The following is a 26,294-nucleotide window of genomic DNA, read 5'->3' on the forward strand; positions in this document are numbered from 1 at the left end:
CTCAGGAAACCGTCGCTTCAGCCAGATTGTTGCGTACTTTGCTCTCACGCCAGAAGTAGATTCCGACGTACACGAAGCACAACATAGAAACCAGGAACGAAAGTTGCAGCGAGTGGAACATATCAGCCACATAGCCCTGAATTGCCGGAACCACCGCCGCACCGACAATCGCCATGACAATGACAGCTCCCGCCATTTCAGTATGCTCGTTATCCACGGTATCCAGCGTACCGGCGTAGATTGTCGCCCAGCAGGGTCCAAACAGGACGCTCACCAGCACGGCGACGTACACGGCGCTGAAGCTTGGCGCCAGCGCAACATAGACGAGGAACAGCGCGCCAATGATGGAGTATAGGATCAGCACTTTTTCCGGATTGAAGCGCGTCATCAATATGTTGGCGATAAACTTCCCGATAAAGAAGCAGGCAAAGCTATAGACCATGAAGGTTGAGGCATCACGCTCGTTGATATCACCCAATTCCAGTGCCAGACGGATAGTGAATGACCACACCGCAACCTGCATCCCCACATACAGGAACTGCGCAACAATCCCACGGCGGAAACGGGCATTGCTGGCCAGATAACGCAGCGTATCCATCGCTGACGGACGCTTATGACTCGCCGTTTGCGCGACTTTGCAGGTCGGGAAGCGGGTCAGCAGGAACAACACCATCACCACAACCAGTACCATAATCATGTACTTGTAAGGCTCAAGGGTATTTTCCAGCATCAACACTTTAAAGTTGTGGATCTGTTCCGCGTTCATCCCAGCCATCTGTTTTTCCAGACTCTCACCTTCAGAGAAGACCAGATATTTGCCCAGCAGAATACCGGCGGCGGCGCCAATGGGGTAAAAGGTCTGGCTGATGTTCAGGCGTAAAGTGGCATACGCTTTTGGGCCGATCATGGAGCTGTAGGTATTAGCTGCCGTTTCCAGGAAGCTCAGGCCAATCGCAATCGCAAAAATTGCCGCGAGGAACATGGTGTAGGTGGCCATGTGCGATGCCGGGAAAAAGAGCGTACAGCCAACAATATATAGCGTCAGCCCCATTAAGATGGCAATTTTATAGCTGGTCTTTTTAATCACCAAAGATGCAGGAATCGCAATTAAAAAATATCCGCCATAAAAGGCACTCTGCACTAATGCCGAGGCAAAGTTGCTGAGTGAAAATACGCTTTTGAATTGCGTAATCAGAATATCATTTAATGCGGCTGCGCATCCCCATAATGGGAATAAACAGGATAACAAAATAAACTGGAACAGAGGCGTCTTATTCAGATAGCCGTCGGGCATCTGAATGATGTTTTTATCGTTCATAGTGCTACCTTTTACAATGCAGGAGTATTATTCGTTTAAGGTAAGAAACTCATTAAATTGTTCGATGCTTGGATAAGATGATTGAGTGCCTTTCCCGGTAACGCTAAATGCAGCGAAGAGAACGGCTTTTTTCATGGCGGCTTCGACATCACCGCTTTGAACGTAATAATGGGCAAAACAACCGATGAAAGCGTCGCCTGCGCCACTGGTATCGACAGCGTTCACTTTAAACGCCGGAACATGGACTTCCTGGTCACGCGTCATCCACAACGCACCTTTCTCACCCATGGTGACGATAATATTGTTCAAACCTTTATCAACCAGAGAACGTGCCGCTGCGCGAATATGGTCATAAGTATCCACTGGCATACCGGTTAATATTTCCAGCTCGGTTTCATTCGGCACAAAAAAATCACATTTACAGGCATAAGACATATCTAATTCCCGTAATGCAGGGGCGGGATTTAGTAACACTTCAATACCGTGTTTTTTGCCAAATTCAATCGCGTGATAAACAGTTTCCAGCTGCACTTCCAGTTGCAGGACAATAAGCTGACATTTTTTCAGATCTTCCGCCGCACGATCGATATCTTCCGGGGAGAGAAATTTGTTCGCTCCTTTAATAATCAGAATACTGTTGCTAGAGTTCGCATTAACAAAGATCGGTGCGACACCGCTGCTGGTGCAGGGTACCTTTTCGACATAGGTGGTATTAATCCCCCAGGATTCGAGATTGCGAATAGTGTTATCCGCAAAAATATCATCACCGACTTTTGTCAGCATCAGTACTTTGGAATTGAGCTTAGCGGCTGCAACGGCCTGATTTGCCCCTTTACCGCCACAACCAATTTTGAACGCCGGCGCTTCCAGCGTTTCCCCTTCTTTGGGCATCTGGTTGATGTAGGTGATGAGATCCACCATGTTGGAGCCAATAACCGCGATATCCATTTTACTACCTCTCAGAAACAATCACACCACAATGATATTAAAATAACATTATCATGTTACTTTCGTATCATTTGTGACTAGGATCGCGATTGGAAGATCATTTTATTGTTTATTTATTACGCTAAATGTTGCGACCCCATCACACTACAAATAATGAAGTTGCTTACAATTGACTGAAAGTTAACTGGATATAATCAATAAAACGTGAAAAAACACGCTTTTATTTCCGAATAGTCAGACGTATAGTAATACGGCAATGCCATGTTCTCAGAAACACAAAAATGTTACTGAAGGAACATGGGAACATGATTCGTGGAGAAGCACATGGAAACTAAGCAAAAAGAACGTATTCGACGTCTGATGGAATTGTTGAAGAAGACCGACCGAATCCATCTGAAAGAGGCGGCACGAATGCTGGAAGTTTCCGTGATGACTATTCGTCGGGATCTCAGTCAGGATGACGAGCCGTTACCGCTTACGCTGCTCGGTGGTTACATTGTGATGGTGAACAAGCCCGCCGCCATCGTTAATGCCCCAGTGCCTGCGCAAAAACAGTATCACCGCGACGATTTACCGGTTGCCATTCTGGCCGCGGGACTGGTAAGTGAAAATGATCTGGTCTTTTTTGATAATGGTGCGGAAATGCCGTTGGTGGTCAGCATGATCCCGGATGATATTTCCTTTACCGGAATTTGCTACTCGCACCGGGTATTCGTGGCGCTAAATGAAAAACCCAACGCCACGGTGATTCTTTGCGGAGGCACCTATCGGGCGAAAAGTGACGCCTTTTACGATACCAGCACCCCCTCTCCGCTGGATGCGCTCAACCCACGAAAAGTATTCATCTCCGCCAGCGGCGTCCATGAGCATTTCGGCGTTAGCTGGTTCAATCCGGACGATCTAGCCACAAAACGCAAAGCAATGGAACGCGGATTACGCAAAATTCTGTTGACGCGCCACGCCCTGTTCGATGAGGTCGCCCCCGCCAGCATTGGTCCACTCTCCACCTTTGACGTACTGATAAGCGACCGTCCGTTACCGGCAGATTACGCAACCCACTGCCGGAACGGCTCTGTCAAAGTGATCACCCCGGATTCAGACGGCGACTAACTCACTCAAAGAACACGGTGATTTTGTTAAACATCGACGGATCGGACTGATTGCGGGCCACTTTCACCACATCTTCAAGCTTGTCGATCTGGCTTATCATCTGCTCAAGACGTTGATCGTCGTTGACCAGTAGCCAGATGCGGCTCTTATCGCTGTCCTGAATCGGTAGACAGAGGATGCCTTCTACGTTGAACGCACGACGGGCGAACAGGCCGCAAACGTGAGTCATTACGCCCGGATGGTTACGTACGGTGAGTTCCAGGATTACGTTGTCATGAGTCTGCTGTTGCATGGCTTATTCCCCCACCATTTCTGTGTTTGCCGCACCCGGCGGCACCATCGGGTACACTTTTTCTTCGGCATCGATGCGCACGTGGATCAGCGCAGGTCCAGGGCGATTAATAATCTCCTGCAACGCTGCCTGTGGGTCCGCTTCGTTATTCAGATCGCAGGTTTCGAGACCAAACCCGGCAGCTATCTGCATAAAGTTAATCATCCCCGGATAGGTCGCGGCAAAAACACCCTGCTTATAGAACAGACTCTGCTGTTGATATACAAGACCTAACGCTTCGTTATTCATCAGAATGATTTTAATATCCAGCTGATTTTCGCTGGCGGTCGCCATTTCCTGAATATTCATCATCAGGCTGCCATCGCCGGAGAAGCACAGCACTTTTTTGTCTGGGTTAGCCAGGGCCGCACCAATCGCCGCAGGCAGGCCAAAGCCCATGGTTCCCAGACCGCCGGAGGTCAGCCACTGGCGTGGACGATTCAGCGGGTAAGCCTGTGCCGCCCACATCTGATGCTGGCCTACGTCGGTGGTGATAATGGCGCTGTCGTCTACGCAGGCAGCCACGGCGTTGATCAATCCATAGTGGCTGAGCGGATTTTTTTCCTGGGGGATCGTGCACGGAAATTCTTGCTGCAGGTCAGACACCAGTTGATGCCACTCTTCACGCGGCTGCGCTTCAATCTGCGGGAGCAATTGTGCCAGAACCTCATCGACATCTGCCTGGATCGCCACATGCGGCTGTTTGATTTTACCCAGCTCCGCGCGGTCAATATCCACGTGGATGATTTTGGCATTCGGGCAGAACTGTTCGGTTTTACCAATCGCCCGGTCATCAAAACGTGCGCCCAGAACAATCAGTAAATCCGCTTCTTGCAGAATAAAGTTGGTGCTGCGTGCGCCATGCATGCCCAGCATGCCTAACGACAGCGGATGCGCTTTTGGCAGCATACCGAGCGCCATCAACGTCATGGTGGTAGGCAGTTTTGCTTTTTCGGCCAGCTCACGAACACGTTCCGGCGCGTTAATTACGCCGCCGCCGAGGTACAGCACCGGGCGTTTGGCGGCGTTAATCATAGCTGCAGCATCGCGAATGCTGTCCTGGCTGAACGCTGGTGCCGCCATTTTCTGCGCGGGTTCCGGCATCTCTTCAATGTCAAAAACAGCGGTTTGAATATCCTTAGGAATGTCTATCCACACCGGGCCTGGACGTCCGGACTGCGCAATGCGGAACGCATCGCTCATGACCTGCGGTAATTCACTGATATGGCGGACCAGATAGTTGTGCTTAGTGATGGGGATAGAGATGCCGTAGGTGTCGACTTCCTGGAAAGCGTCGGTGCCGATCATTGAGGCCGGAACCTGCCCGGTGATACACACCAGCGGGATGGAATCCAGACGCGCATCGGCAATGGCGGTTACCAGGTTGGTTGCGCCCGGTCCACTACAGGCCATACAGACAGCGGGTTTGCCATCGGTTCTCGCCATTCCCTGCGCGATAAACCCCGCGCCCTGCTCGTGGCGCGCCAGGATATGACGGATTTGTGTGCTTTGGCTTAAGGCGTCATATACGGGAAGAATCGAGCCACCTGGAATACCGGTGACGACCTGAATCCCCTGACGTTCCAGGAAATGAACGATGAATTCTGCGCCCGTAAAACGCGTACGCTTGGATGTTATGCCCGAACTTGCCATGCTCCAGTCCTTTTATTCTGGGCCTTTGCTCCGGGCAGGTCTCTGAAACGAAAAACCCCGCCCGGTTTGCGCCGGCGGGGTTTTGGAATCGTGTGTTGATTCGGACCCTACGGCGCATTGCCGACGACCACCACCACACGCACGACGACCGCTGCGCGAGATGGCGCAGTTTTTAGTAGGGTCGCAGTCAGCGTGGAAGGGTTCATTAGGGACCTGTCTGTTTGTTGATTAACTGGATTTATACAAACACAGGTTTTTCAGCGTGACAATGGAAAAATTTTCATCTGCACAAAAATGCTTCAACGATCACATTTCATTGTATGTCGTGCAAAAACAAAAAACCCCGCCGGAGCGAGGTTTTTTCAGCGTTGTGCGGTTGGTAGCCGCCGAACACACTGTGTTATGTCAACGAAAAAAGTATACGCGTTCTACGAAGAACACGCAATTTCGGCACGAATTTTGATGCTTTTGAGTATGGAACATGAATAGCGTAACGTCCATAAAATACTGTTAATTTATACAGTATTTATCTATAATGTCTCGGTACGCAATGTGTTATGCGGGGGCCGCATCGTAAACCGGCGCATCAAAGTCCTGGCTGAAACGGGTGGTGCCGTCAGCGCCTTAACCCCGCGTGAGCACACTGTGTTATGTCAACAAAGGTGCTGGCAACAGGCAGCGGCGAGGTACGTCAGCACCGTGCTCCTTGTACCAAAAGGAGAGCGTATGAGCCTCGTGGATATCGCTATTCTTATCCTCAAACTCATTGTTGCAGCACTGCAACTCCTTGATGCCGTTCTGAAATACATTAAGTAATTCAGATTCAAGTCGCACCTAAGGGGGGCGGATAACACTCCGCTCCCCTTTCACCTTCTCCCTGGTGCTTGTATCGCGTCAATATGTTACGTTTTTATGACATCCTCAGGGAAGAATTCCGCCATGACGCTTTCTGTTTTCTGCATTTTGCTGTTCGCCGCACTGCTGCATGCCAGCTGGAATGCCATCGTAAAAGCGGGAAACGACAAGCTGTACTCGGCGATCAGCGTCAGCGGAACCGCTGCGATTATGGCGCTGATTTGTTTACCCTTTGCGCCGCAACCCTCTGCCGCCAGCCTGCCGTTTTTAGCTGTCTCAACCGCATTACAGGTGGTCTATACCGTCCTGGTCGCTAAAACCTATCAGGTTTCGGATATGAGCCAGACCTATCCTCTGATGCGCGGCACAGCGCCACTGCTGGTCGCGATTATCAGCGTCCTGTTTCTTGGCGATAGCCTTTCGCTACTCGCCTGGGTGGGGATTGCCACCATCTGTCTGGCTATTCTCGGGATGGCATTTAACGGACGCAGCGGTTCGCAACGCGGGATTATCCTGGCGCTCATTAACGCCTGCTTTATCGCCGGTTATACTCTGGTTGATGGCACCGGCGTACGTTTATCAGAAACCGCGCTGGGTTATACGCTGTGGACCTTCTTTCTGAACGGCTCCTGCCTGCTGGGCTGGGCGATGATCGCCAGACGCCGGGAAGCGTCGCGCTATCTGGTACAGCAGTGGAAGAAAGGTATTCTTGGCGGCATTGGCACAATGGGTTCTTACGGCCTGGCGCTGTGGGCCATGACCCAGGCTCCGTTGGCGGTAGTCGCGGCGCTGCGTGAAACCTCTATCCTGTTTGGCGCGCTGCTCGCGTGGCTGCTACTGAAAGAGAAGGTTGCCGGAATACGTCTTGTCGCGGCAGCAGGTATTGCCGTAGGCGCAGTTTTACTACGCTTATCATGATCGCGTTGTAAACCCGATGCAATCCGGCAACATTTGTTGCCGCTTTTTGTTTACATTTCCTGCCGTCTACCACATAAACATTCCAGCCCACTATCTGGCCTTCTTTTTCTGTTGTGGTAGATTCCACGCGCATTTACGGGAAAGTGCAGCACCTTATTCTTCTTTTTTCTCTTTTTTAAAAGTAATCAGCGAAATGAAAAGGCATAGAAGCGTCAATTTGTTGTTGATGTTGGTATTACTGGTGGCGGTAGGTCAGATGGCGCAAACCATTTATATCCCCGCGATTGCTGATATGGCGCGTGAACTGAACGTTCGCGAAGGGGCGGTGCAAAGCGTAATGGCCGCCTATCTGTTGACCTATGGTCTATCACAACTGGTTTACGGTCCCCTTTCAGACCGCGTTGGCCGCCGCCCGGTTATCCTCGCCGGGATGTCTATTTTTATGCTGGCCACGCTGGTCGCGATTACCACGCATAGTCTGACGGTACTGATTATCGCCAGTGCCATCCAGGGGATGGGAACGGGCGTCGGCGGTGTGATGGCGCGAACGTTACCGCGCGATCTGTACGAAGGCACGCAACTACGCCACGCCAATAGTCTGTTAAATATGGGGATTCTGGTCAGTCCGCTGTTAGCTCCGCTGATTGGCGGTGTGCTGGATACAGTGTGGAACTGGCGTGCCTGCTATATTTTTCTGTTGATTCTGTGTGCGGGCGTGACGTTTAGCATGGCACGCTGGATGCCGGAAACGCGCCCTGCAGGTGCGCCGCGTCCACGGCTGATCGCCAGCTACAAAACCCTGTTTGGTAATAGCGCTTTCACCTGTTACGTGCTGATGTTGATCGGTGGTCTGGCGGGCGTTGCGGTCTTTGAGGCCTGCTCCGGAGTATTATTGGGCGCACGTCTCGGTCTAAGCAGCATGGTGGTCAGTATCCTGTTTATCCTGCCCATCCCGGCGGCGTTTTTCGGCGCATGGTTCGCCGGTCGCCCGAATAAACGTTTCTCGACGCTAATGTGGCAGTCGGTGACCTGCTGTCTGGTAGCGGGTTTAATGATGTGGATCCCAGGGCTGTTTGACGTGATGAACGTCTGGACGCTGCTGGTTCCTGCCGCACTATTTTTCTTCGGCGCCGGAATGTTGTTTCCGCTGGCAACCAGCGGTGCAATGGAGCCTTTCCCGTTCCTGGCAGGCACTGCTGGCGCGCTGGTTGGGGGATTACAGAACATTGGTTCCGGCGTGCTGGCGTGGTTCTCTGCCATGCTGCCGCAGACCGGGCAAGCCAGTCTGGGCCTGCTGATGACCCTTATGGGGCTGTTGATTTTTGTTTGCTGGCTTCCGCTGGCGTCACGCGTGTCGCATCAGGGACAGGCGGTTTAAGCGTATGATGGCCCGGCTTATCGCCGGGCTTTTCGCATTCTGGCGCGATAATCGTCGTCAGTAACGGCTCCAGCGCCGGACGCCAGGCCCCCTCCTCACCATCATAGAACTGCGTATCCGCATTGATAGCATAGGGAATTTTCGCTTTTTTCAGCTCGCACGCCATAAAGCGGGCAAACGCCATTTGCGAGGCAGAAGGCGCGTTTTTGACGGTTTCTCCCGGCGACCAGCCCCCTACCCAACTGACATGCCCGGTTTTCTGCTGCCAATGAATGGCGGTATTGATACGGGCGCGAATGGCGGCCTTTTCTGCCGCAGTCCCTGAGGTCCACGGATATTTGCCGTTATTTTTCAGCGGTCCCCACGGGAAAATATGCCATTGGGCCAGCACCGTATTCTGACTTTGTGGCGGCAGCTTTAGGTTGGCCAAATCTTCCGGAGCGGCATGCAGTTTCGGCGCGATAAAAATCATTCGCTGTGGATCGATGGCATGGATGGTTCGAATGGTTTTGTCATACACGCGATTGAGCGACGCCTGATTATGGTTGAGCTTATCAGAGGGGTCGTAGATCAGGTCGAACCCCAGCAACGGCGAGCGTTGACCAAAGTAATGCGCCACCGCCACCCACCAGTTAACCACCTCTTTTTCGTTCCCGGCGCTGGGGTCTTTTTTATATTCGTCTGCCTGATAGGCAATGATCGGGATCACGCCATACTGCTCGCAGGCTTCCACCAGCTTGCGCAGATGAATCAGCCGCGCCTCCGTAGGCTCTCCCGCTACGCGAATGCGTACGTGGGCCAACCCTTTCGCCTTGTAGTCCCGCACTACCAGCGGATCGAATTCACGGATACCCCGATCGGTGCGCGCCCAATCTACGTCCATCCCAACGCCAAGCTGCTGCGCATACTGCGCCGCCGTCAGCGCAGGTTGCGCGGCACACACGGTGGCGCTGGCCAACAGTATGAGGGAAACAATCGGCTTTAACACGGTCGTCCTTACGCAAATCATCAGGAGTGATATCACGTATTTAGCACGCTTTTTCACTTTCCGTGTAGAGAGAAAGCGTAAAAAATATTCGCGGTCCGCTTATTTTACCTGCTCCTGAAGCCAGCTAATAAACGCCTCGATTTTCGGCCACTGCCTGCCGGGCAGCGTGGTGATGTAGTAATGCTGATGGCATTTCAGCGCCATATCGCCAAAAGGCGCTACCAGTTCTCCGCTGTCGAGACGTTTTTGCACCAGCCGCTTTCGGCCCATCGCCACGCCGATATGGTTCATGGCGGCAATTACCGCTAAATCAGAACGATCGAAACCAATCCCCGATGATGTCGGCAAATTCGCCGAAAAATGCTGCGCCCAGCTGTGCCATTCATCGGTTCCTGAGTCGTTACTCCATGCCTGTCTGTCGTGCAGCAAGGTGCAGTGCGGCAAATTCACTAACGAACCGGTAAGGTCATGGCGGCGAGCGTAGTCCGGGCTGCATACCGGCAGGATCTCTTCATCCATCAGGAAGTGGTGCGTAAGCTGCGCGGAGGGCGCATCGTCAAAATAGATAGCCAGATCGACCCCGGCACGCTGCAGATTGACGTTGTCGTTTCCGGTCAGGATGGTCAGTGAAATTGACGGGTAGCGACGGGTAAAGTCACCGAGCGCCGGAACCAGCCAGCACTGGGCGATAGAAGGTCGAGAGTAGACGGTGAGCGTCCCGGACAGCTCCTGGTTTTTAATATCGAGGATTTCCTGATTCAGCGTATCCAGCGACGATTTCAGCGCCCAGAATACCCGCTTACCCTCGTGGGTGAGTTCCACTTTACGGTGCGAACGGACAAACAGCTGAATGCCCAGTTCATCTTCCAGTTGATTAATGCGATGGCTGACGGCGCTGGGGCTTAACGACAGCTCATCTGCCGCCAGCGCAAACGACTGATGCCGGGCCGCCACTTCAAAAGTATACAGCTTTGACAGCTGCCAGCCATTGAGCAGCCGGTTTCTGACCTCGCGTAGGGGATCCAAACTCACCTCCTGTCCTCCTGATTCATTCGCCGGAGTGTAAAAAACTTCGCTGCAAAAATCAGCATAAAGATGAATCAAGGTGAACCATATCGCATAAACATAGCGTAATTAGACATAAATCACTCACTTGATGCAATCTAGCTCATGTGAAAGGAGATTTATATCGTTTGTCAGACGGTGCCTTATTTTTGTCCAATAACCTTATATTAATCACAGGGCAAGGTGAGCTATGCACTCTCAAATCTGGGTTGTGAGCACGCTGCTGATAAGCATCGTGTTAATCGTTTTGACCATCGTGAAGTTCAAATTCCACCCGTTTCTGGCGCTGCTGTTAGCCAGTTTCTTCGTGGGTACGATGATGGGGATGGGGCCGCTGGATATGGTCAATGCCATTGAGAGCGGCATCGGCGGTACGCTGGGCTTCCTCGCGGCGGTTATTGGCCTTGGGACCATTTTGGGCAAAATGATGGAAGTGTCCGGCGCGGCCGAACGCATCGGTCTGACGCTGCAGCGCTGCCGCTGGCTTTCCGCCGACGTCATTATGGTGCTGGTCGGGCTGATTTGCGGGATCACGCTGTTCGTTGAGGTCGGCGTGGTGCTGTTGATTCCACTGGCCTTTTCGATTGCTAAAAAAACCAATACCTCATTACTGAAGCTGGCGATTCCGCTGTGTACGGCGCTGATGGCGGTACACTGCGTCGTACCTCCGCATCCGGCCGCCCTGTTCGTGGCGAATAAGCTGGGCGCAGACATTGGCACCGTGATTGTCTACGGCTTACTGGTGGGTTTAATGGCCTCGCTTGTCGGCGGGCCGCTGTACCTGAAATTCCTCGGTAACCGTCTGCCATTTAAACCGGTACCGGCTGAGTTTTCCGACCTGAAAGTGCGCGACGAAAGTACGCTGCCATCGCTGGGGGCGACGCTGTTTACTGTACTTCTGCCGATTGGCCTGATGCTGGTCAAAACCGTCGCTGAGCTGAACATGGCGAAAGGCAGTACGCTGTATACGCTGTTGGAGTTTATTGGTAACCCGATCACCGCGATGTTTATCGCCGTTTTCGTAGCCTATTACATTCTCGGTCTGCGTCAGCACATCGGTATGGGTGCGCTGCTGACCCACACCGAAAACGGTTTTGGCTCGATTGCTAACATTTTGCTGATTATCGGCGCAGGCGGCGCATTCAACGCTATTCTCAAGAGCAGCGGGCTGGCGGATACTCTGGCGCTGATCCTCTCAAACATGCATATGCACCCGATTCTACTGGCGTGGCTGGTCGCTCTGATTCTGCATGCGGCGGTAGGCTCTGCCACGGTGGCGATGATGGGCGCAACGGCAATCGTGGCACCGATGCTACCACTCTACCCTAACGTAAGCCCGGAGATCATCGCCATTGCCATCGGTTCCGGCGCTATTGGCTGCACGATCGTCACCGATTCCCTGTTCTGGCTGGTGAAGCAGTATTGCGGCGCCACCCTGAATGAAACGTTCAAATACTATACGACCGCGACATTTATCGCGTCCGTTATTGCACTGGCTTGCACATTCCTGCTTTCCTTTATTATCTAAGCGCGAAGAGACTGACTATGGAAAACATTCAAACACTTATCGCCCAGCATCCTTTAGTGGAAGATCTGGTGGCTCTGAAAGAGACAACCTGGTTTAACCCTGGCACCACCTCTCTTGCGGAAGGTTTACCGTATGTTGGCCTGACAGCACACGACGTTGAGGATGCCCACGCGCGTCTGACGCGCTTCGCACCGTATCTGGCGCAGGCCTTCCCGGAAACCGCCGCCACCGGGGGCATTATCGAATCTGAGCTGGCCGCAATCCCTGCCATGCAAAAACGGTTGGAAAAAGAGTTCGGGCAACACATTAACGGCGAAGTCCTGCTGAAGAAAGACAGTCATTTGCCGATTTCAGGCTCGATTAAAGCGCGTGGCGGCATTTATGAAGTACTGACCCATGCGGAAAAACTGGCGCTGGAAGCCGGTCTGCTGACCACCAAAGACGATTACCGCGTTCTGCTTTCGCCGGAGTTCAAACAGTTTTTCAGCCAGTACAGCATCGCGGTTGGCTCCACCGGCAACCTGGGGATGTCGATTGGTATCATGAGTGCCCGCATCGGCTTTAACGTCACGGTGCATATGTCTGCCGACGCCCGCGCGTGGAAAAAAGCCAAGCTGCGCAGCCACGGCGTGACGGTAGTGGAGTACGAAGAAGATTATGGCGTGGCGGTTGAACAAGGTCGTAAGGCGGCGCAGTCCGATCCGAACTGCTTCTTTATCGATGATGAAAATTCCCGCACGCTGTTCTTAGGCTATGCGGTCGCCGGTCAGCGTCTGAAAGCGCAGTTTGCCCAGCAGGGGCGCGTGGTGGATGCCGATCATCCTCTGTTTGTCTACCTACCGTGCGGTGTCGGTGGCGGCCCTGGCGGCGTGGCATTTGGCCTGAAGCTGGCATTCGGCGATAACGTGCACTGCTTCTTCGCTGAACCGACTCATTCACCGTGTATGCTGCTGGGGATTTACACCGGGCTGCACGATACCATTTCCGTACAGGACATCGGCATCGATAACCTGACAGCAGCGGATGGACTGGCGGTGGGTCGCGCATCGGGCTTTGTTGGCCGGGCGATGGAGCGTCTGCTCGACGGTCTGTACACCCTGGACGATCAGACAATGTACGATATGCTGGGCTGGCTGGCACAGGAAGAAGGCATTCGTCTTGAGCCGTCGGCGCTGGCAGGCATGGCTGGCCCTCAGCACGTTTGTGCCTCCACGGATTACCAGCAGATGCATGGCTTCAACGCGGATCAGCTCAATAACGCCACCCATCTGGTGTGGGCAACCGGCGGCGGCATGGTGCCGGAAACCGAGATGGCGCAATACCTGGCGAAAGGGCGCTAATCTCAGCGCAGCATCGCCATCAGCTCCATCGGTGAGCGATGCTGCTTAAGCAGGTCACGCATCACGCGCATATGCGGTGCGGTATGGTTGAAGAAAGCCTGATATCCTGCACACAGCACGCCCTTTCCATTTTCCTCGCAGTACGCAGGACAATCACCATGGTAATATTGAAACAATGAGCATGTTTGGCAACGCGTATTCATTGATGACATGGTCTGTCGTTCAATTTGTGCTGCCAGACCACACCACTGGCGGAGCGTTTTGTCGAAAAGCTGGATAGATATCTGATTAATATCTTCACGTACCCAGATATCAAATATCGTAATTAAAAATCGGCCCCACGCCTCAGACGTAACCGATTCGTCTGTCAGATGACCTGAGCCATCGTGCTTAACCAGCGGAATAAACTGTACCAGGCGAACATTTCCTTGTTGCAAACCACGGTACACTTCAACTGGTTGTAAACACTTCTGGTGGTCAATCACCACGTTTAAAACATCATCACTAACATCCATGTTCTCACATCCTGTCATGCAAAATTCCCGATAAATACGATAAGTTGGCGAACATGCGTTACAGCAAACAGTATTGCGAGGGATAACACCGCGAGGGAGATCATAAATTTGTCACGCACCGCACGAGATTCAGAAAAATCGCTATGTGTAACATCCATCAGATTACGGCTGCGGGTATAGCGCCAAAGTACGATTCCCACCATCGCCAGCACCACAATTGAAACCCAAAACAGGAAGCCCGCCTGATGCCAGTTGTGCTTCAGCGCCAGCGCCATTAACGCACCATAACCCAGCAGGGTACGAAACCAGGCCAGCGATGTTCGCTCCGGTTGTAACCCCGGGTCGGCGATACGTCGCGATTTGCGGCTATCCGGCATACAGCACCAGCGTCATGACAATCACTGCCACAATAGTCAGCATAACGCTGATAATCAGCAGGCTGTGGGTGTAGGGCAAGTCCTCTTTCAGTCGCATCGCCTTTTCGTTACGTAGCCAGCGCAGGTAGCCGTAGATCGCCAGACCGCCGGCAAACAGACACAGCAACAAGGCAAGCGCCTCACGGATGACCGGCGTGGCAAAATCCGGGGCCAGTTGATCAAGGCCAACCCCCGCAGCCAGAAATCCGAGCGCGGTGCGGATCCACGCCAGAAAGGTACGTTCATTTGCCAGCGAGAAGCGATAGTCCGGTGCTTCCCCAAGGCGAGAAATCTTCATGACAGCTCCTTAAATATTGTTGTCTGGTCGTTATACCGGAACAGTTAAGGAGTATGAACCTGATTCTCAAACGAAAGGGCGAGTCGGGTGATGAGACAATGGAAAAGAGAGAGGGTGTTTGTAATGCCGGATGGCGAGTTGCGTTTTATCCGGCCTACAGGAGATGCAGGCCGGATAAGTCAGTTTTAACCTAATCCCCAGAAGAGCACCGCCAGCAATTGCGGGGTGATAATCCTCAGGAACATAACCAGCGGATAAACGGTGGCGTAGGAGAGCGCTGCCGCCCCGCTGGTGGCATGCAGGTTGTTAGCAAACGCCAGCGCAGGAGGATCGGTCATTGAGCCGGCCAGCATGCCGCACAGCGTCAGATAGTTCATTTTGGCGAATATCCGCGCCAGCAAGCCCACGGTAATGAGCGGAATCGCGGTAATGAAAATACCGTAGCCCACCCAGCTCAGACCATCGCCCTGCGTCAGGGTATGAACAAAATCACCGCCTGACTTCAGACCAACCACCGCGAGAAACAGTACGATACCCAACTCTCGCAGCGCCAGGTTAGCGCTGGGAGGCATAAACCAGTACAGCTTACCGATGCTGCCAATACGTCCAAGAATCAAAGCCATAATCAGCGGCCCACCGGCCAGCCCCAGCTTTAACGCCACCGGGAAACCCGGGATAAACAGCGGGATTGACCCCAGCAGAACACCCAGTCCGATACCGATAAATACCGGCAGCATCTGCACCTGCTGCAGTTTTTGCTGCGCGTTACCAACAACATTGGCAACGGCGTCAATCGACGAAGGGCGCCCAACCAGATTGAGGATGTCCCCGAATTGCAGGCTAGCGTCGCTGCTGGCTACCAGTTCAACCCCCGCACGGTTCAGGCGGGAGATCACCACGTCGTAACGTTCTTTAAAGTGCAGATCGCGGATACGTTTACCCAGCACTTGTTCGTTGGTCACCACCACGCGCTCAACGCGTAAATCAGTCCCGCGCGTCGACAACGATGTGTCCACCTCCTGACCAATCACCACCTGCGCGTTGTGCAGATCGGCTGGCTGCCCGACCAGGTGTAGCAGGTCGCCCATCTGGATAACTGTCCCTGGCGACGGCACCATCAATGTCTCGTCACGTTTCAGACGTGAGCAGATGATTTTGTCGCTGTTCAGAATCGGGACATCCTGAATTGCCATATTGTTGATGTTTGGGTTTTCCACACGGATGTTCATCGTCTGAATCAGTGCGTGCCCGTTGGTTAGCGTGGATTCATGCTGCTGGGCTTCAGCATCGACGTTAACGCGGAAAATAAGGCGCATCAGCCACATGGTGAGTAAAATTCCGCAAATGCCGAAAGGATAAGCCATGGCATAGCTCATCCCCATCTGGTCAACCACATCGCCAGGGGTACCCAGATCACGCAGAATTTGCTGCCCGGCTCCCAACGCTGGGGTATTGGTGACCGCCCCGGAGAATATACCCAGTACCACGGGAAGAGGAATGGCAAAAAGCTTATGCAGAATCGCGGTGACCAGGCCACCCATGATGACAATCAGCACGGCAAACAGATTCAGCCGCAGGCCCGAAACGCGCAATGACGCAAAAAAGCCCGGTCCGACCTGGATACCGATGGTGTAGACGAACAGGATCAGGCCAAATTCCTGAATGAAATGCAGCATGTCGCCGCTCAGGGTCATCCCTGCCTGATCGACAAAATGCCCGACAATAATACCGCCGAACAGCACGCCTCCGATGCCAAAACCCACACCACGTATTTTTATGTTGCCGATCCATAATCCGACAACTGCCACTAATGCCAGAACGCTGACCGTCAATGCTATATCACTCATTATCTTGTTCCCTGTGAATAACATCATTAAGTAAATGGATTCTCGCAGAGTACAGTCGCAATGTATGGGTGGTAAAGCACAAAAAAGCCCCGTCATTTCTGGCGGGGCAAAGGCAAGGAGCTATTTAACTATTTAATGCGGGACGTTCGCTGATAGCGATACGTTGTGGAGCAATGGCTTCAGGTTCATTCCGGGTCAAATCGATATGCAGCAAGCCGTTAGTGAAGCTTGCGCCGGAGACCTCCATATTTTCAGCCAGCGTAAAGCTCAGGCTGAACGGCTGAATGACCAGCCCCTGGTGCAACCATTTGGTCTCTTTTTCCGGCTGCTGCGGCGTACCTTTCACGGTCAGGCGCGTACCTTCCAGTTGAATATCCAAATCTTCCTGGCGGAAACCGGCTAACGCAAGGGTAATGCGGTAGTGGTTATCATCGCTCTTTTCGATGTTATAAGGCGGGAAGCTCTGGCTTTCACCGGTGTTTTGCAAAGCATTGGCCAGTTTGTCAAAACCGATCCATTGACGCAGCAGTGGGGATAAATCGTAGTTACGCATAATAATCTCCTTCTAAGAAGCGAGTAGGTACCTTTCGGCTCCCTGACGGCAAGCCGATGACTTAGCAAGGCCGCCTGAAGCGGCCTATAGAATTAGTTGATTTCGATGCGGCGCGGCTTATTCGCTTCAGGAATCACGCGCTCAAGATCGATATACAGCAGACCATTTACCAGGTTTGCGCCGCGAACATGAATGTTCTCCGCTAACTGGAACTTACGTTCGAAGTTGCGCTCGGCAATACCCTGATACAGGTAAGTACGTTCTTTTTGATCGTCCGCATGGGCGCCTTTCACCACCAGCAGATTATCCTGGGCAGTAATTTCCAGTTCGCTTTCGGCAAAACCGGCAACGGCAATTGCAATGCGGTAATGGTTTTCGTCTACCAGCTCAACGTTGTACGGAGGGTAGCCGCCATTGCTTTGGCCCTGATTGTTTTCCAGCAGGTTAAACAGACGGTCAAAACCAATAGCAGAACGGTACAGCGGGGATAAATCAAAGTTACGCATAATTAATAGCTCCTGAAATCAGCGAGAATAATTGACCTTCCATCATGGACAGGTCAGGTAGCCAGGACACCCATCAGGCATGCCCTTCATTTGTCTACACTCTAAAAATGGGTCTTAATACAAACTTTTCAAGCGTATTCATCTGACTTTTTTTGCAGTTTGTTGTCTATTGCATACACTGGGGGGAGCAGTTGTTCTCGTTAAATCGCGATGGCCGCCACAGTGCGACGAAATGGTGATGTTATTTTCGCAACGGATCGCTTTAACTCACCATGCAAACACGATAAATACAGATGAATAAATGATGATTAAAAAAATGTTGGTAACACTGACGATGTGTAGTGGGATGGCGTTTGTAAGCGGCTGTTCCAGCATCATGTCGCATACCGGTGGCAAAGAAGGGACATATCCTGGCACGCGAGCCAGTGCCACAATGATTAGCGAAAGTGATACGAACTGGGGAACCAAGTCACTGGCAATTCTGGATATGCCTTTCACCGCGGTGCTCGATACGGTATTGCTACCGTGGGATCTCTTTCGCAAAGACAACTCGGTGAGATCCCGCGTAGAAAAGAGCGAGGAGAGAACCCAGGCCACGAACGCCGTTATTCCCCCGGCAGAAATGTCCGCGCCATAAGTTAACGCCCGGTTTCAGTCACCCACAGCTGGCGGAAACCCTCGACGTCTTCCATCCACGCAACCTGTCGACCATCAGGGGAGAAGACGATCGCATCGGCCGACGGCGGGTTACCATGACGTTCCGTTAAAAAAACAATCTCGCCCGTTTGAACATCACAACAAGCAATTCTGTTCTCCAGTACAAATCCCAGCCATTTCCCCGATGGGTGCCAGTTAAAGGCTGACTGAATATTCGTAGCGCATTGGGTAAGCTGACGCGGTGCTCCCCCCTGTGGGGAAATCAGCCATAGCTGTACAATACCGCTGTCATCACGCATTAAAAACGCAATCTCAGACGCCTTTGGATTACTGCGTACCCAATGGCGAGGTTGATTCACCAGCCCCGGGAAAGCGCGCTCATGGGTAAACGTCAGGCGACGTTGGCAAATACCGGATGGCGGCGCAGGCATGGTCATGTCAGTCCCCTCCAGAGGCGCGTCCCCCGGCTGTTTCCAGCCGTTTTCATCCAGTGGCAAATCGACAATAAACAATTCCGGTACTTTTTCGCCATTCACTGACAACGTATCGCCGATAAACGCCAGCCTGTTTTCTCCTACCCAGCCCTCTTCATAGGCACGGTTAATCTCATCGCTACCCGGTTTTGGCGTTGGTGTCGTCTGGCTCACCAGTACGCACCAATGGCTGCCACTGTATTCACGCGGATGCTGCGCGGAGACCTTCACCGGCCCATACGGTGCAGCTACGCCGACGTTGCGTAAATCCAGCGCCGCCGAGCGCTCATGCAAAACATGGTCGTTATAGGTGAAACTGACACACTCACCGTTTGGGCTAAAGACATGCACATGACTCCCGCCACGCAGCGCGCCTGGCGTGTACGGCGCGGTAATATCCATCGCATCCAGATTCTCCACCCCAGCCTGCGTAACAATCACCCCACGACGATGATGGAAGTCGTAATGCCATGTTTCATCAGGATTTTCAGGCCCGTGAATGAATACATATTTTTCCGACTTTGGATGAACGGTCACCACGCCAACGTGCGCTCCCTGAGTAGCCCGGTAAATCACCTCCAGTTCGCCAGTATGGATATTGACGCGCTCAATTGTTTCACCGGTAAAGGAGGCGCCAGAAGGACGCACATCAAAGACCAGCCACTGGCTGTCCGGTGTCCAGGTGTTAATATTGGTAAGCTGATGATTACGCGGCGTAAAGGTGATTTGCTTCATGGGATGCCCTGATACAAGACGATTAAAGCAATCATACTTCACAAGCACTTCACTTTCAGGCTTTAGCGTATCGCCATCTTCATTTTTGCGGACAGAAAGATGGAACATTTTGACGTGGCGATTATCGGATTAGGTCCGGCAGGCGCAGCGCTGGCGCGGCAGTTGAGCGGAAAAATGCGCGTGATTGCGTTGGATAAAAAACGCCAGTGCGGCAACGAAGGTTTCACTAAACCCTGCGGCGGTCTGCTGGCCCCGGACGCCCAGCGTTCGTTTATCCGCGATGGTATAACCTTACCCGTTGATGTCATCGCCAACCCGCAGATTTTTAGCGTTAAAACGGTTGATGTTGCCGCTTCTTTGACGCGTAACTACCAGCGCAGCTACATTAATATCAACCGCCATGCTTTTGATTTATGGCTTAAATCTCTCATCCCTGATGATGTGCAGGTGTACCACGACAGCCTGTGTCGGAAAATCTGGCGCGAGGGCGATAAATGGCATGTTATTTTCCGCGCCGACGGTTGGGAGCAGCAGATCACCGCGCGTTATCTGGTGGGGGCAGACGGTGCGAATTCACTGGTGCGCCGTCATCTCTATCCCCAGCACCAAATCCGTAAATATGTCGCTATTCAACAATGGTTTGCGGAGAAACATCCTGTGCCGTTCTATTCCTGTATTTTTGATAACGATGCAACTGACTGTTATTCATGGAGTATCAGCAAAGATGGCTATTTTATCTTTGGTGGCGCCTACCCCATGAAGGACGGACAGGCACGCTTTGACGCGCTGAAGGAGAAGCTGAAAGCGTTCCATTTCCAGTTCGGCAAACCGGTGAAAAGTGAAAAATGTACGGTGCTGTTCCCCTCACGCTGGAAGGATTTCGTCTGCGGTGAAGACAATGCGTTTTTGATTGGCGAAGCGGCCGGTTTTATTAGCGCCAGCTCGCTGGAAGGGATTAGCTATGCGCTGGACAGCGCGGAGATCCTCAAATCGGTACTGCTGCGGGATACGCCAGATATGAATCATGCTTACCGTAAAGCTACCCGTAAAATACGTCTCAAACTGTATGGCAAAATCCTTAAAAGCCGGGCACTCACATCAGCATTTTCGCGGAAATGGATAATGCGCAGCGGCGTGGCGCATATTCCCCAGGGAGACCATTCAGCACCACAAATCATGGCTGAAACAGGGCAAATGAAACAAGGCACTTGCCCATAATTTCTTAATTCAGCGCAAATTTCTCAATGGCATACGCGACGCCATCTTCGAGGTTGGATTTGGTCACGAAGTTGGCGATTTCTTTGACTGATGGAATAGCGTTGCCCATGGCAACACCCACGCCTGCGTATTCAATCATCGCGATGTCGTTTTCCTGATCGCCTATCGCCATCACCTCTTCGGCTTTAATACCTAACGCATCGGCCAGCGATTTTACGCCCGTCCCTTTATTGACGCGTTTATCGAGGATTTCGAGGAAATACGGCGCACTTTTCAATACGGTGTACTTCTCTTTTACTTCTGCTGGGATGCGCGAGATGGCTTTATCGAGGATCTCCGGTTCATCAATCATCATCACTTTCAGGAACTGGGTTTCTGGATCCATTTTCTCGGCTTCACAGAACACCAGCGGGATGGTCGCGACAAACGATTCGTGCACCGTGTAGTAGCTGATATCACGGTTCGCGGTATACAACGTGTTGCGATCGAGGGCGTGGAAATGTGAGCCAACTTCCCGGGAAAGCTGCTCCAGGTAGCGATAATCGTCATAGCTTAACGCAGTTTGCGCTACGGTACTGCCATCTCCAGCTTTCTGCACCAGCGCACCGTTGTAGGTGATGCAGTAGTCACCGGGCTGTTCCATATGTAGTTCTTTCAGATAGCTGTGAACGCCGGCATACGGGCGTCCCGTGGTCAGCACCACATTCACGCCACGCGCGCGCGCTGCGGCAATCGCCGTTTTGACCGCAGGTGAAATGGTGTGATCGGGCAGCAGAAGTGTGCCATCCATGTCGATAGCAATAAGTTTGATAGCCATGAGTTCCCCGGATTAAATGAGTCCGTCCTCATGCTAACGCGATTCCGCTCAAAAAACAGCTACGAAAAGGGGGATAGAAAGGGGAATCGAGATTCCCCTTTTGACAATCGATGGTAGGCCGGATAAGGCCTGAGCCGGCAAACATAGACGAACTGCCTGATGGCGCTTCGCTTATCAGGCCTACAGGAGCAGGCCTGAGGTACATGTTAGATATCGATATTCGCCGCTTTCAGGGCATTCTCTTCGATAAACGCGCGACGCGGTTCAACGGCATCACCCATCAGCGTGGTGAACAGCTGGTCGGCAGCAATCGCATCCTTCACGGTAACGCGCAGCATACGACGGCTTTCCGGATCCATGGTGGTTTCCCACAGCTGTTCCGGGTTCATCTCGCCCAGACCTTTATAACGCTGGATAGCGAGGCCGCGACGTGACTCTTTCTGCAGCCATTCCAGCGCCTGCTCGAAGCTGGCAACCGGCTGGCGACGCTCGCCACGTTCGATAAACGCATCGTCCTCGATCAGTCCACGCAGCTTCTCGCCGAGCGTACAAATACGACGATATTCGCCACCGGTCACAAATTCATGCTCCAGCGGATAATCGGTATCAACGCCGTGGGTACGCACGCGGATCACCGGCTCGAACAGGTTCAGTTCAGCGTCTTTACGCACAAAGCTGTTCCAGGTGCTGCCGTGAACTTCGTTTTCATTCAGTACGTTAACCAGCTGGGACACCCAGGCAGTGACTTTCGCTTCATCAGCCAGATCGGCTTCAGCCAGCGTCGGCTGATAAACCAGTTCTTTCAGCAGCGCTTTCGGGAAACGACGTTCCATACGGCCAATCATTTTCTGCGTCGCGTTGTATTCAGAAACCAGTTTTTCTAACGCTTCACCCGCCAGGGCTGGTGCGCTGGCGTTGGTGTGCAGCGTGGCGCCATCAAGGGCGATAGAGATCTGGTACTGATCCATCGCTTCATCGTCTTTGATGTACTGTTCCTGCTTGCCTTTCTTCACTTTGTACAGCGGCGGCTGTGCAATGTAAACGTGGCCGCGCTCAACGATTTCCGGCATCTGACGATAGAAGAAGGTCAACAGCAGCGTACGGATGTGCGAGCCGTCGACGTCCGCATCGGTCATGATGATGATGCTGTGATAACGCAGTTTGTCCGGGTTGTACTCGTCGCGACCGATGCCGCAGCCCAGCGCGGTGATCAGCGTCGCCACTTCCTGAGAAGAGAGCATCTTGTCGAAACGCGCCTTCTCAACGTTAAGAATTTTACCCTTCAGCGGCAGAATCGCCTGGTTCTTACGGTTACGTCCCTGCTTCGCAGAGCCGCCCGCTGAGTCCCCTTCCACCAGGTACAGTTCAGAGTGAGCCGGGTCGCGTTCCTGACAGTCCGCCAGTTTGCCCGGCAGACCCGCTAAGTCCAGCGCGCCTTTACGACGGGTCATTTCACGCGCGCGACGTGCAGCTTCACGAGCACGCGCAGCATCAATGATTTTGCCGACGACGATTTTCGCGTCAGACGGGTTTTCCAGCAGGTATTCGCTCAGCAGTTCGTTCATCTGCTGTTCTACCGCCGATTTCACCTCAGAGGAGACCAGCTTATCTTTGGTCTGAGAGGAGAATTTCGGATCCGGTACCTTCACGGAAACAACGGCAATCAGGCCTTCACGGGCATCGTCACCGGTAGCGCTGACTTTCGCTTTTTTGCTGTAGCCTTCTTTGTCCATGTAGGCGTTCAGGGTACGGGTCATCGCCGCACGGAAGCCTGCAAGGTGAGTACCGCCGTCACGCTGCGGAATGTTGTTGGTGAAGCAGTAGATGTTTTCCTGGAAACCATCGTTCCACTGCAGCGCAACTTCAACGCCGATACCGTCTTTTTCAGTGGAGAAGTAGAAGATATTCGGGTGGATCGGCGTTTTGTTTTTGTTGAGGTATTCAACAAACGCCTTGATGCCACCTTCGTAGTGGAAATGGTCTTCTTTGCCGTCGCGCTTGTCGCGCAGACGAATAGAGACGCCGGAGTTCAGGAATGACAGCTCACGCAGACGCTTGGCCAGAATGTCGTATTCGAACTCAACGACGTTGGTAAAGGTTTCGTGGCTTGGCCAGAAACGGACCTGAGTCCCCGTCATTTCTGTTTCGCCAGTTACTGCCAGCGGCGCCTGCGGCACACCGTGCACGTAAGTTTGCTGATGCACTTTGCCTTCGCGACGAATCACCAGTTCCAGCTTCTGTGACAGGGCGTTAACGACGGAAACACCCACACCGTGCAGACCGCCGGAAACTTTATAGGAGTTATCATCGAATTTACCGCCTGCGTGCAGAACGGTCATGATAACTTCCGCCGCCGAAACGCCCTCTTCCGGGTGAATACCGGTTGGGATACCACGGCCATCATCGGTAACGGACACGGAGTTATCAGCGTGAATCGTTACCACGATATCTTTACAGTGACCCGCGAGCGCTTCGTCGATAGCGTTATCTACCACCTCGAATACCATGTGGTGCAGACCGGTGCCGTCATCCGTGTCGCCGATATACATACCCGGGCGCTTACGCACCGCATCCAGTCCTTTCAGGACTTTGATACTGGAGGAGTCATAAGAATTCGACATCAACGTTTCTCGCTCATTTTATCTTGGGTTAATCCGTTATTTTACCCTTTTCCACGGTAAACATCTTCGAATTTTCATCGGACATGTCTATAACGTGTTCAGCGCTTATTGCGCTGACAAAGACCTGAGATTGCGTGGCTTTTAAGCGGCTGGCCAGCAGCCCGCGACGCGCATCATCCAGTTCAGAGGCAAAATCATCTATCAGGTACAGGCAGCGCCGTCCGCTTTCGCGGGTCAGGAACTCCCCTTGCGCCAGACGTAAGGCGCACATCAGCAGCTTGAGCTGCCCACGCGACAACGTATCTTCCACCGGCGCACCGTCGGCGCGAATGCGGAAATCCGCCTTATGCGGACCGTGCGCGGTGTAGGTCAACATGCGATCGCGTTCAAAACTACGTTCCAGCACTTCGGCGTAATCTGTCTCTTTCTCCCAGCCGCGCTGGAAAGAGAAGGAGAGAGAAAACTCGGGAAGAAACTGCTGGCAGGTATCCGCCATATCCTGCGCGATACCGGCGCTGTACTCCGCGCGCCAGGTGCTGATTTGTTCCGCCAGTGGGATCAGTTCTTTATCCCACGGGCGCAGTTGCTCATAACGACTCACCTGGCGCAGCGCTGCATTGCGCTGCTTGAGCAGTCGCTTCAGGTTACTCCAGGCGGTGAAAAATCCGGCTTCATTGTGAAAGCATCCCCAGTCAAGGAATGCTCTTCTGTATTTGGGGCCGCCATTGAGTAAAGTAAACCCCTCAGGCGTGATCAACTGCATCGGCATCAGGTGCGCCAGTTCCGCGACCTTGTGCCCGTCAGTGCCGTCAATGCGCACTTTGCTGTCACCCAGTTTGTCTTTCGTCAGGCCAATCGACGTCTCACGTTCTTCACCCTGCAAACGCCCGTGTAAAACAAACGACTCCTGCTCGTGGCGAATCACGCGGCCAATCTGCAAACTGCGAAACGCCCGACCATGGCCGAGCGTATAGATAGCTTCCAGCACGCTGGTTTTGCCGCTGCCGTTAGCGCCTACCAGAAAGTTAAAGCCGGGAGATAAAGCGAGATCCGCATTTTCGATATTGCGAAAATCGCGGATCAACAGGCGGGTCAGCGACATTACAGTCTCATTGGCATAACAACGTAAGCCGCGCTCTGGCTGGCTGCATCTTCAATTTGTACACTGGAGACGGAATCGGTCAGCAGAATACGCACGTTTTCGCACTTCAGCGCGTTCAGAACGTCCAGTACGTAGCTAACGTTAAAGCCGATTTCCAGTTCAGTACCAGGATAGGAAACATCCAGAATTTCTTCTGCTTCTTCCTGCTCCGGGTTGTTGGCAGTGATTTTGAGCTGGTTTTCGCTGACATACAGACGCACGCCACGGAATTTCTCGTTGGAGAGAATCGCCGCACGCGCAAACGCCTGTTTGAGGATATCGCAACCGGCTTCCAGATGTTTGTCCGGATTCTTCGGCAATACGCGGCGATAATCCGGGAAACGACCGTCAACCAGCTTGGAAGTAAAGATGAAGTCACCAACGTGCGCACGAATATTGTTGCTGCCAATCTGCACGCGCAGCGGGTTATCGCCGCCGTCGAGCATACGCATCAGTTCAATCACACCTTTACGCGGTACGATCACCGAATGGCTAGGCAACGGCTGACCGACAGGCATTGAACAGACCGCCAGGCGGTGACCGTCGGTCGCCACGGTACGCAACTCTTCCCCTTCGGTTTCAAACAGCATGCCGTTTAAGTAGTAACGCACGTCCTGATGCGCCATCGAAAACTGTGTGGCTTCAATCAGGCGCTTCATTGTCGCCTGTGGCAGGGTGAATTCGACTTCGCTCTGCCAGTCGTCCAGATTCGGGAAGTCGGCGGCAGGCAGCGTAGACAGCGAGAAACGGCTGCGGCCAGAACGCACCAGCATACGGTCGCCTTCCAGTTGAACGGCAATTTCCGCCCCTTCTGGTAATCCACGGCAAATATCGAAGAATTTACGCGCCGGAACGGTGGTCGCACCAGGTTCATGAGGCTGGATCAGCGCCACGCGCGCCACCATCTCCATTTCGAGATCGGTACCGGTAAGCGAAAGGGTGCCGTCAGCAACCTGCAGCAGCAGGTTTCCGAGGATCGGCAGTGTAGGACGTCCACCCAGCGGGCCGCTGACCTGCTGAAGCGGTTTTAATAAATGTTCACGTTCAACGGTAAATTTCATAGCG

The 26,294-nt window shown here is 52.9% G+C and carries 26 protein-coding genes and 1 other annotated feature; of the genes, 8 read left to right on the forward strand and 18 right to left on the reverse strand.

Features of this window, described 5'->3' with window-relative positions; genetic code table 11:
* Position 1: 1 nt before the first annotated feature.
* Both fucP and rbsK read right to left on the reverse strand, forming a co-directional pair.
* Positions 2 to 1,318: an L-fucose:H+ symporter permease gene (fucP, locus tag OGX66_RS04580; protein ID WP_003023919.1), complete on the reverse strand. Its 1,317-nt coding sequence runs from the start codon at positions 1,316 to 1,318 to the stop codon at positions 2 to 4.
* 27 nt (positions 1,319 to 1,345) lie between these two features.
* Positions 1,346 to 2,266, reverse strand: a complete 921-nt coding sequence (rbsK, locus tag OGX66_RS04585; RefSeq protein WP_003844463.1) for a ribokinase — start codon at positions 2,264 to 2,266, stop codon at positions 1,346 to 1,348.
* 324 nt (positions 2,267 to 2,590) lie between these two features.
* Here rbsK and OGX66_RS04590 point away from each other — a divergent pair, with 324 nt between their 5' ends.
* Positions 2,591 to 3,376 (forward strand): DeoR family transcriptional regulator, encoded by a 786-nt coding sequence (locus OGX66_RS04590; RefSeq protein WP_003023916.1) that lies wholly within the window; start codon positions 2,591 to 2,593, stop codon positions 3,374 to 3,376.
* 1 nt (position 3,377) lies between these two features.
* Here the strand turns inward: OGX66_RS04590 and ilvN are convergent, their stop codons facing one another.
* The 3 genes from ilvN to ivbL all read right to left on the reverse strand — a co-directional run bounded on the left by ilvN (position 3,378) and on the right by ivbL (position 5,566).
* Positions 3,378 to 3,668 carry an acetolactate synthase small subunit gene (gene ilvN, locus OGX66_RS04595; RefSeq protein ID WP_003023914.1) on the reverse strand — a complete coding sequence of 97 codons (291 nt, stop codon included), beginning with the start codon at positions 3,666 to 3,668 and terminating at the stop codon, positions 3,378 to 3,380.
* Positions 3,669 to 3,671: 3 nt separating this feature from the next.
* The gene (gene ilvB, locus OGX66_RS04600; RefSeq protein ID WP_032937132.1) at positions 3,672 to 5,360 is read right to left on the reverse strand and encodes an acetolactate synthase large subunit; all 1,689 of its coding nucleotides are present in this window, start codon (positions 5,358 to 5,360) and stop codon (positions 3,672 to 3,674) included.
* Positions 5,361 to 5,467: 107 nt separating this feature from the next.
* Positions 5,468 to 5,566: an ilvB operon leader peptide IvbL gene (gene ivbL, locus OGX66_RS04605; RefSeq protein WP_071696250.1), complete on the reverse strand. Its 99-nt coding sequence runs from the start codon at positions 5,564 to 5,566 to the stop codon at positions 5,468 to 5,470.
* Between the two features lie 520 nt (positions 5,567 to 6,086).
* Here ivbL and tisB point away from each other — a divergent pair.
* The 3 genes from tisB to emrD all read left to right on the forward strand — a co-directional run bounded on the left by tisB (position 6,087) and on the right by emrD (position 8,511).
* Positions 6,087 to 6,176, forward strand: coding sequence for a type I toxin-antitoxin system toxin TisB (gene tisB / locus OGX66_RS04610; protein WP_003840643.1), 90 nt, complete (start codon positions 6,087 to 6,089; stop codon positions 6,174 to 6,176).
* Between the two features lie 123 nt (positions 6,177 to 6,299).
* Complete coding sequence (locus OGX66_RS04615) at positions 6,300 to 7,133, forward strand: EamA family transporter (protein WP_003840641.1); 834 nt, start codon at positions 6,300 to 6,302, stop codon at positions 7,131 to 7,133.
* 193 nt (positions 7,134 to 7,326) lie between these two features.
* On the forward strand, positions 7,327 to 8,511 hold the full coding sequence (gene emrD / locus OGX66_RS04620; RefSeq protein WP_003023905.1) for a multidrug efflux MFS transporter EmrD: 1,185 nt from the start codon (positions 7,327 to 7,329) through the stop codon (positions 8,509 to 8,511).
* Here the strand turns inward: emrD and OGX66_RS04625 are convergent.
* Positions 8,438 to 9,520: a cellulase family glycosylhydrolase gene (locus OGX66_RS04625; RefSeq protein ID WP_088903382.1), complete on the reverse strand. Its 1,083-nt coding sequence runs from the start codon at positions 9,518 to 9,520 to the stop codon at positions 8,438 to 8,440. The genes emrD and OGX66_RS04625 overlap by 74 nt on opposite strands.
* 78 nt (positions 9,521 to 9,598) lie before the next feature.
* Positions 9,599 to 10,525 carry a DNA-binding transcriptional regulator DsdC gene (gene dsdC, locus OGX66_RS04630; RefSeq protein ID WP_003023900.1) on the reverse strand — a complete coding sequence of 309 codons (927 nt, stop codon included), beginning with the start codon at positions 10,523 to 10,525 and terminating at the stop codon, positions 9,599 to 9,601.
* Positions 10,526 to 10,754: 229 nt separating this feature from the next.
* Between dsdC and dsdX the strand changes: the two genes are divergently transcribed.
* Positions 10,755 to 12,092 (forward strand): D-serine transporter DsdX, encoded by a 1,338-nt coding sequence (gene dsdX, locus OGX66_RS04635; RefSeq protein WP_003844455.1) that lies wholly within the window; start codon positions 10,755 to 10,757, stop codon positions 12,090 to 12,092.
* Between the two features lie 17 nt (positions 12,093 to 12,109).
* Positions 12,110 to 13,432 (forward strand): D-serine ammonia-lyase, encoded by a 1,323-nt coding sequence (gene dsdA, locus OGX66_RS04640; protein ID WP_088902920.1) that lies wholly within the window; start codon positions 12,110 to 12,112, stop codon positions 13,430 to 13,432.
* Positions 13,433 to 13,434: 2 nt separating this feature from the next.
* On the opposite strand, the gene OGX66_RS04645 is transcribed toward dsdA, so the two are convergent.
* The 6 genes from OGX66_RS04645 to ibpA all read right to left on the reverse strand — a co-directional run bounded on the left by OGX66_RS04645 (position 13,435) and on the right by ibpA (position 17,567).
* On the reverse strand, positions 13,435 to 13,947 hold the full coding sequence (locus OGX66_RS04645) for a radical SAM protein (protein WP_003023893.1): 513 nt from the start codon (positions 13,945 to 13,947) through the stop codon (positions 13,435 to 13,437).
* Between the two features lie 14 nt (positions 13,948 to 13,961).
* Positions 13,962 to 14,324 carry a DUF202 domain-containing protein gene (locus OGX66_RS04650; RefSeq protein ID WP_003023890.1) on the reverse strand — a complete coding sequence of 121 codons (363 nt, stop codon included), beginning with the start codon at positions 14,322 to 14,324 and terminating at the stop codon, positions 13,962 to 13,964.
* Entirely contained in the window at positions 14,314 to 14,661 is a 348-nt protein-coding gene (locus OGX66_RS04655; RefSeq protein WP_003023888.1) for a YidH family protein, read from the reverse strand. Before OGX66_RS04655 ends, OGX66_RS04650 begins: the two co-directional genes overlap by 11 nt.
* A gap of 185 nt (positions 14,662 to 14,846) precedes the next feature.
* Positions 14,847 to 16,508 carry a putative transporter gene (locus OGX66_RS04660; RefSeq protein WP_003023886.1) on the reverse strand — a complete coding sequence of 554 codons (1,662 nt, stop codon included), beginning with the start codon at positions 16,506 to 16,508 and terminating at the stop codon, positions 14,847 to 14,849.
* Between the two features lie 124 nt (positions 16,509 to 16,632).
* Positions 16,633 to 17,061: a small heat shock chaperone IbpB gene (gene ibpB / locus OGX66_RS04665; protein WP_003840609.1), complete on the reverse strand. Its 429-nt coding sequence runs from the start codon at positions 17,059 to 17,061 to the stop codon at positions 16,633 to 16,635.
* A 92-nt stretch (positions 17,062 to 17,153) separates the two neighbouring features.
* Positions 17,154 to 17,567, reverse strand: coding sequence for a small heat shock chaperone IbpA (ibpA, locus tag OGX66_RS04670; RefSeq protein ID WP_003023882.1), 414 nt, complete (start codon positions 17,565 to 17,567; stop codon positions 17,154 to 17,156).
* Positions 17,561 to 17,633 (reverse strand) — a sequence feature (ROSE (Repression Of Heat Shock gene Expression) occurs in the 5'-region of heat shock genes and acts as an RNA thermometer to modulate expression.). It overlaps the preceding gene by 7 nt.
* 238 nt (positions 17,634 to 17,871) lie before the next feature.
* Here ibpA and OGX66_RS04675 point away from each other — a divergent pair.
* A complete protein-coding gene (locus tag OGX66_RS04675) occupies positions 17,872 to 18,204 on the forward strand; it encodes a YceK/YidQ family lipoprotein (protein ID WP_003023879.1) in 333 nt (110 codons plus the stop codon).
* Position 18,205: 1 nt separating this feature from the next.
* On the opposite strand, the gene OGX66_RS04680 is transcribed toward OGX66_RS04675, so the two are convergent.
* Entirely contained in the window at positions 18,206 to 19,432 is a 1,227-nt protein-coding gene (locus OGX66_RS04680) for a YidR family protein (protein WP_088902919.1), read from the reverse strand.
* A 99-nt stretch (positions 19,433 to 19,531) separates the two neighbouring features.
* Between OGX66_RS04680 and cbrA the strand changes: the two genes are divergently transcribed.
* Positions 19,532 to 20,650, forward strand: coding sequence for a colicin M resistance lipid reductase CbrA (gene cbrA, locus OGX66_RS04685; protein ID WP_087879407.1), 1,119 nt, complete (start codon positions 19,532 to 19,534; stop codon positions 20,648 to 20,650).
* A 4-nt stretch (positions 20,651 to 20,654) separates the two neighbouring features.
* Here cbrA and yidA read toward each other — a convergent pair whose 3' ends face one another.
* From yidA to dnaN, 4 genes are all read right to left on the reverse strand, one after another.
* Positions 20,655 to 21,467 (reverse strand): sugar-phosphatase, encoded by an 813-nt coding sequence (gene yidA / locus OGX66_RS04690; RefSeq protein WP_061547771.1) that lies wholly within the window; start codon positions 21,465 to 21,467, stop codon positions 20,655 to 20,657.
* A 206-nt stretch (positions 21,468 to 21,673) separates the two neighbouring features.
* On the reverse strand, positions 21,674 to 24,088 hold the full coding sequence (gene gyrB / locus OGX66_RS04695; protein WP_003844435.1) for a DNA topoisomerase (ATP-hydrolyzing) subunit B: 2,415 nt from the start codon (positions 24,086 to 24,088) through the stop codon (positions 21,674 to 21,676).
* 28 nt (positions 24,089 to 24,116) lie between these two features.
* On the reverse strand, positions 24,117 to 25,190 hold the full coding sequence (gene recF, locus OGX66_RS04700; protein ID WP_003023865.1) for a DNA replication/repair protein RecF: 1,074 nt from the start codon (positions 25,188 to 25,190) through the stop codon (positions 24,117 to 24,119).
* Positions 25,190 to 26,290: a DNA polymerase III subunit beta gene (gene dnaN / locus OGX66_RS04705; protein WP_003023863.1), complete on the reverse strand. Its 1,101-nt coding sequence runs from the start codon at positions 26,288 to 26,290 to the stop codon at positions 25,190 to 25,192. Before dnaN ends, recF begins: the two co-directional genes overlap by 1 nt.
* Positions 26,291 to 26,294 lie beyond the last annotated feature (4 nt).

It is taken from the genome of Citrobacter sp. Cf072 (genome assembly GCF_030334485.1).
Taxonomy (GTDB): Bacteria; Pseudomonadota; Gammaproteobacteria; order Enterobacterales; family Enterobacteriaceae; genus Citrobacter; species Citrobacter freundii.

Bases quoted from the DNA above. Each gene is read 5' to 3' on its own strand.
- OGX66_RS04590 (WP_003023916.1), top strand. From the start codon at position 2,591: ATGGAAACTAAGCAAAAAGAACGTATTCGACGTCTGATGGAATTGTTG.
- yidA (WP_061547771.1), bottom strand. From the start codon at position 21,467: ATGGCTATCAAACTTATTGCTATCGACATGGATGGCACACTTCTGCTG.
- dnaN (WP_003023863.1), bottom strand. From the start codon at position 26,290: ATGAAATTTACCGTTGAACGTGAACATTTATTAAAACCGCTTCAGCAG.
- OGX66_RS04645 (WP_003023893.1), bottom strand. From the start codon at position 13,947: ATGGATGTTAGTGATGATGTTTTAAACGTGGTGATTGACCACCAGAAG.
- OGX66_RS04680 (WP_088902919.1), bottom strand. From the start codon at position 19,432: ATGAAGCAAATCACCTTTACGCCGCGTAATCATCAGCTTACCAATATT.
- rbsK (WP_003844463.1), bottom strand. From the start codon at position 2,266: ATGGATATCGCGGTTATTGGCTCCAACATGGTGGATCTCATCACCTAC.
- cbrA (WP_087879407.1), top strand. From the start codon at position 19,532: ATGGAACATTTTGACGTGGCGATTATCGGATTAGGTCCGGCAGGCGCA.
- OGX66_RS04650 (WP_003023890.1), bottom strand. From the start codon at position 14,324: ATGCCGGATAGCCGCAAATCGCGACGTATCGCCGACCCGGGGTTACAA.
- ivbL (WP_071696250.1), bottom strand. From the start codon at position 5,566: ATGAACCCTTCCACGCTGACTGCGACCCTACTAAAAACTGCGCCATCT.
- OGX66_RS04660 (WP_003023886.1), bottom strand. From the start codon at position 16,508: ATGAGTGATATAGCATTGACGGTCAGCGTTCTGGCATTAGTGGCAGTT.
- OGX66_RS04655 (WP_003023888.1), bottom strand. From the start codon at position 14,661: ATGAAGATTTCTCGCCTTGGGGAAGCACCGGACTATCGCTTCTCGCTG.
- ibpA (WP_003023882.1), bottom strand. From the start codon at position 17,567: ATGCGTAACTTTGATTTATCCCCGCTGTACCGTTCTGCTATTGGTTTT.
- dsdA (WP_088902920.1), top strand. From the start codon at position 12,110: ATGGAAAACATTCAAACACTTATCGCCCAGCATCCTTTAGTGGAAGAT.
- dsdX (WP_003844455.1), top strand. From the start codon at position 10,755: ATGCACTCTCAAATCTGGGTTGTGAGCACGCTGCTGATAAGCATCGTG.
- tisB (WP_003840643.1), top strand. From the start codon at position 6,087: ATGAGCCTCGTGGATATCGCTATTCTTATCCTCAAACTCATTGTTGCA.
- OGX66_RS04615 (WP_003840641.1), top strand. From the start codon at position 6,300: ATGACGCTTTCTGTTTTCTGCATTTTGCTGTTCGCCGCACTGCTGCAT.
- ilvN (WP_003023914.1), bottom strand. From the start codon at position 3,668: ATGCAACAGCAGACTCATGACAACGTAATCCTGGAACTCACCGTACGT.
- gyrB (WP_003844435.1), bottom strand. From the start codon at position 24,088: ATGTCGAATTCTTATGACTCCTCCAGTATCAAAGTCCTGAAAGGACTG.
- fucP (WP_003023919.1), bottom strand. From the start codon at position 1,318: ATGAACGATAAAAACATCATTCAGATGCCCGACGGCTATCTGAATAAG.
- OGX66_RS04625 (WP_088903382.1), bottom strand. From the start codon at position 9,520: ATGATTTGCGTAAGGACGACCGTGTTAAAGCCGATTGTTTCCCTCATA.
- emrD (WP_003023905.1), top strand. From the start codon at position 7,327: ATGAAAAGGCATAGAAGCGTCAATTTGTTGTTGATGTTGGTATTACTG.
- OGX66_RS04675 (WP_003023879.1), top strand. From the start codon at position 17,872: ATGATTAAAAAAATGTTGGTAACACTGACGATGTGTAGTGGGATGGCG.
- ilvB (WP_032937132.1), bottom strand. From the start codon at position 5,360: ATGGCAAGTTCGGGCATAACATCCAAGCGTACGCGTTTTACGGGCGCA.
- recF (WP_003023865.1), bottom strand. From the start codon at position 25,190: ATGTCGCTGACCCGCCTGTTGATCCGCGATTTTCGCAATATCGAAAAT.
- ibpB (WP_003840609.1), bottom strand. From the start codon at position 17,061: ATGCGTAACTACGATTTATCCCCACTGCTGCGTCAATGGATCGGTTTT.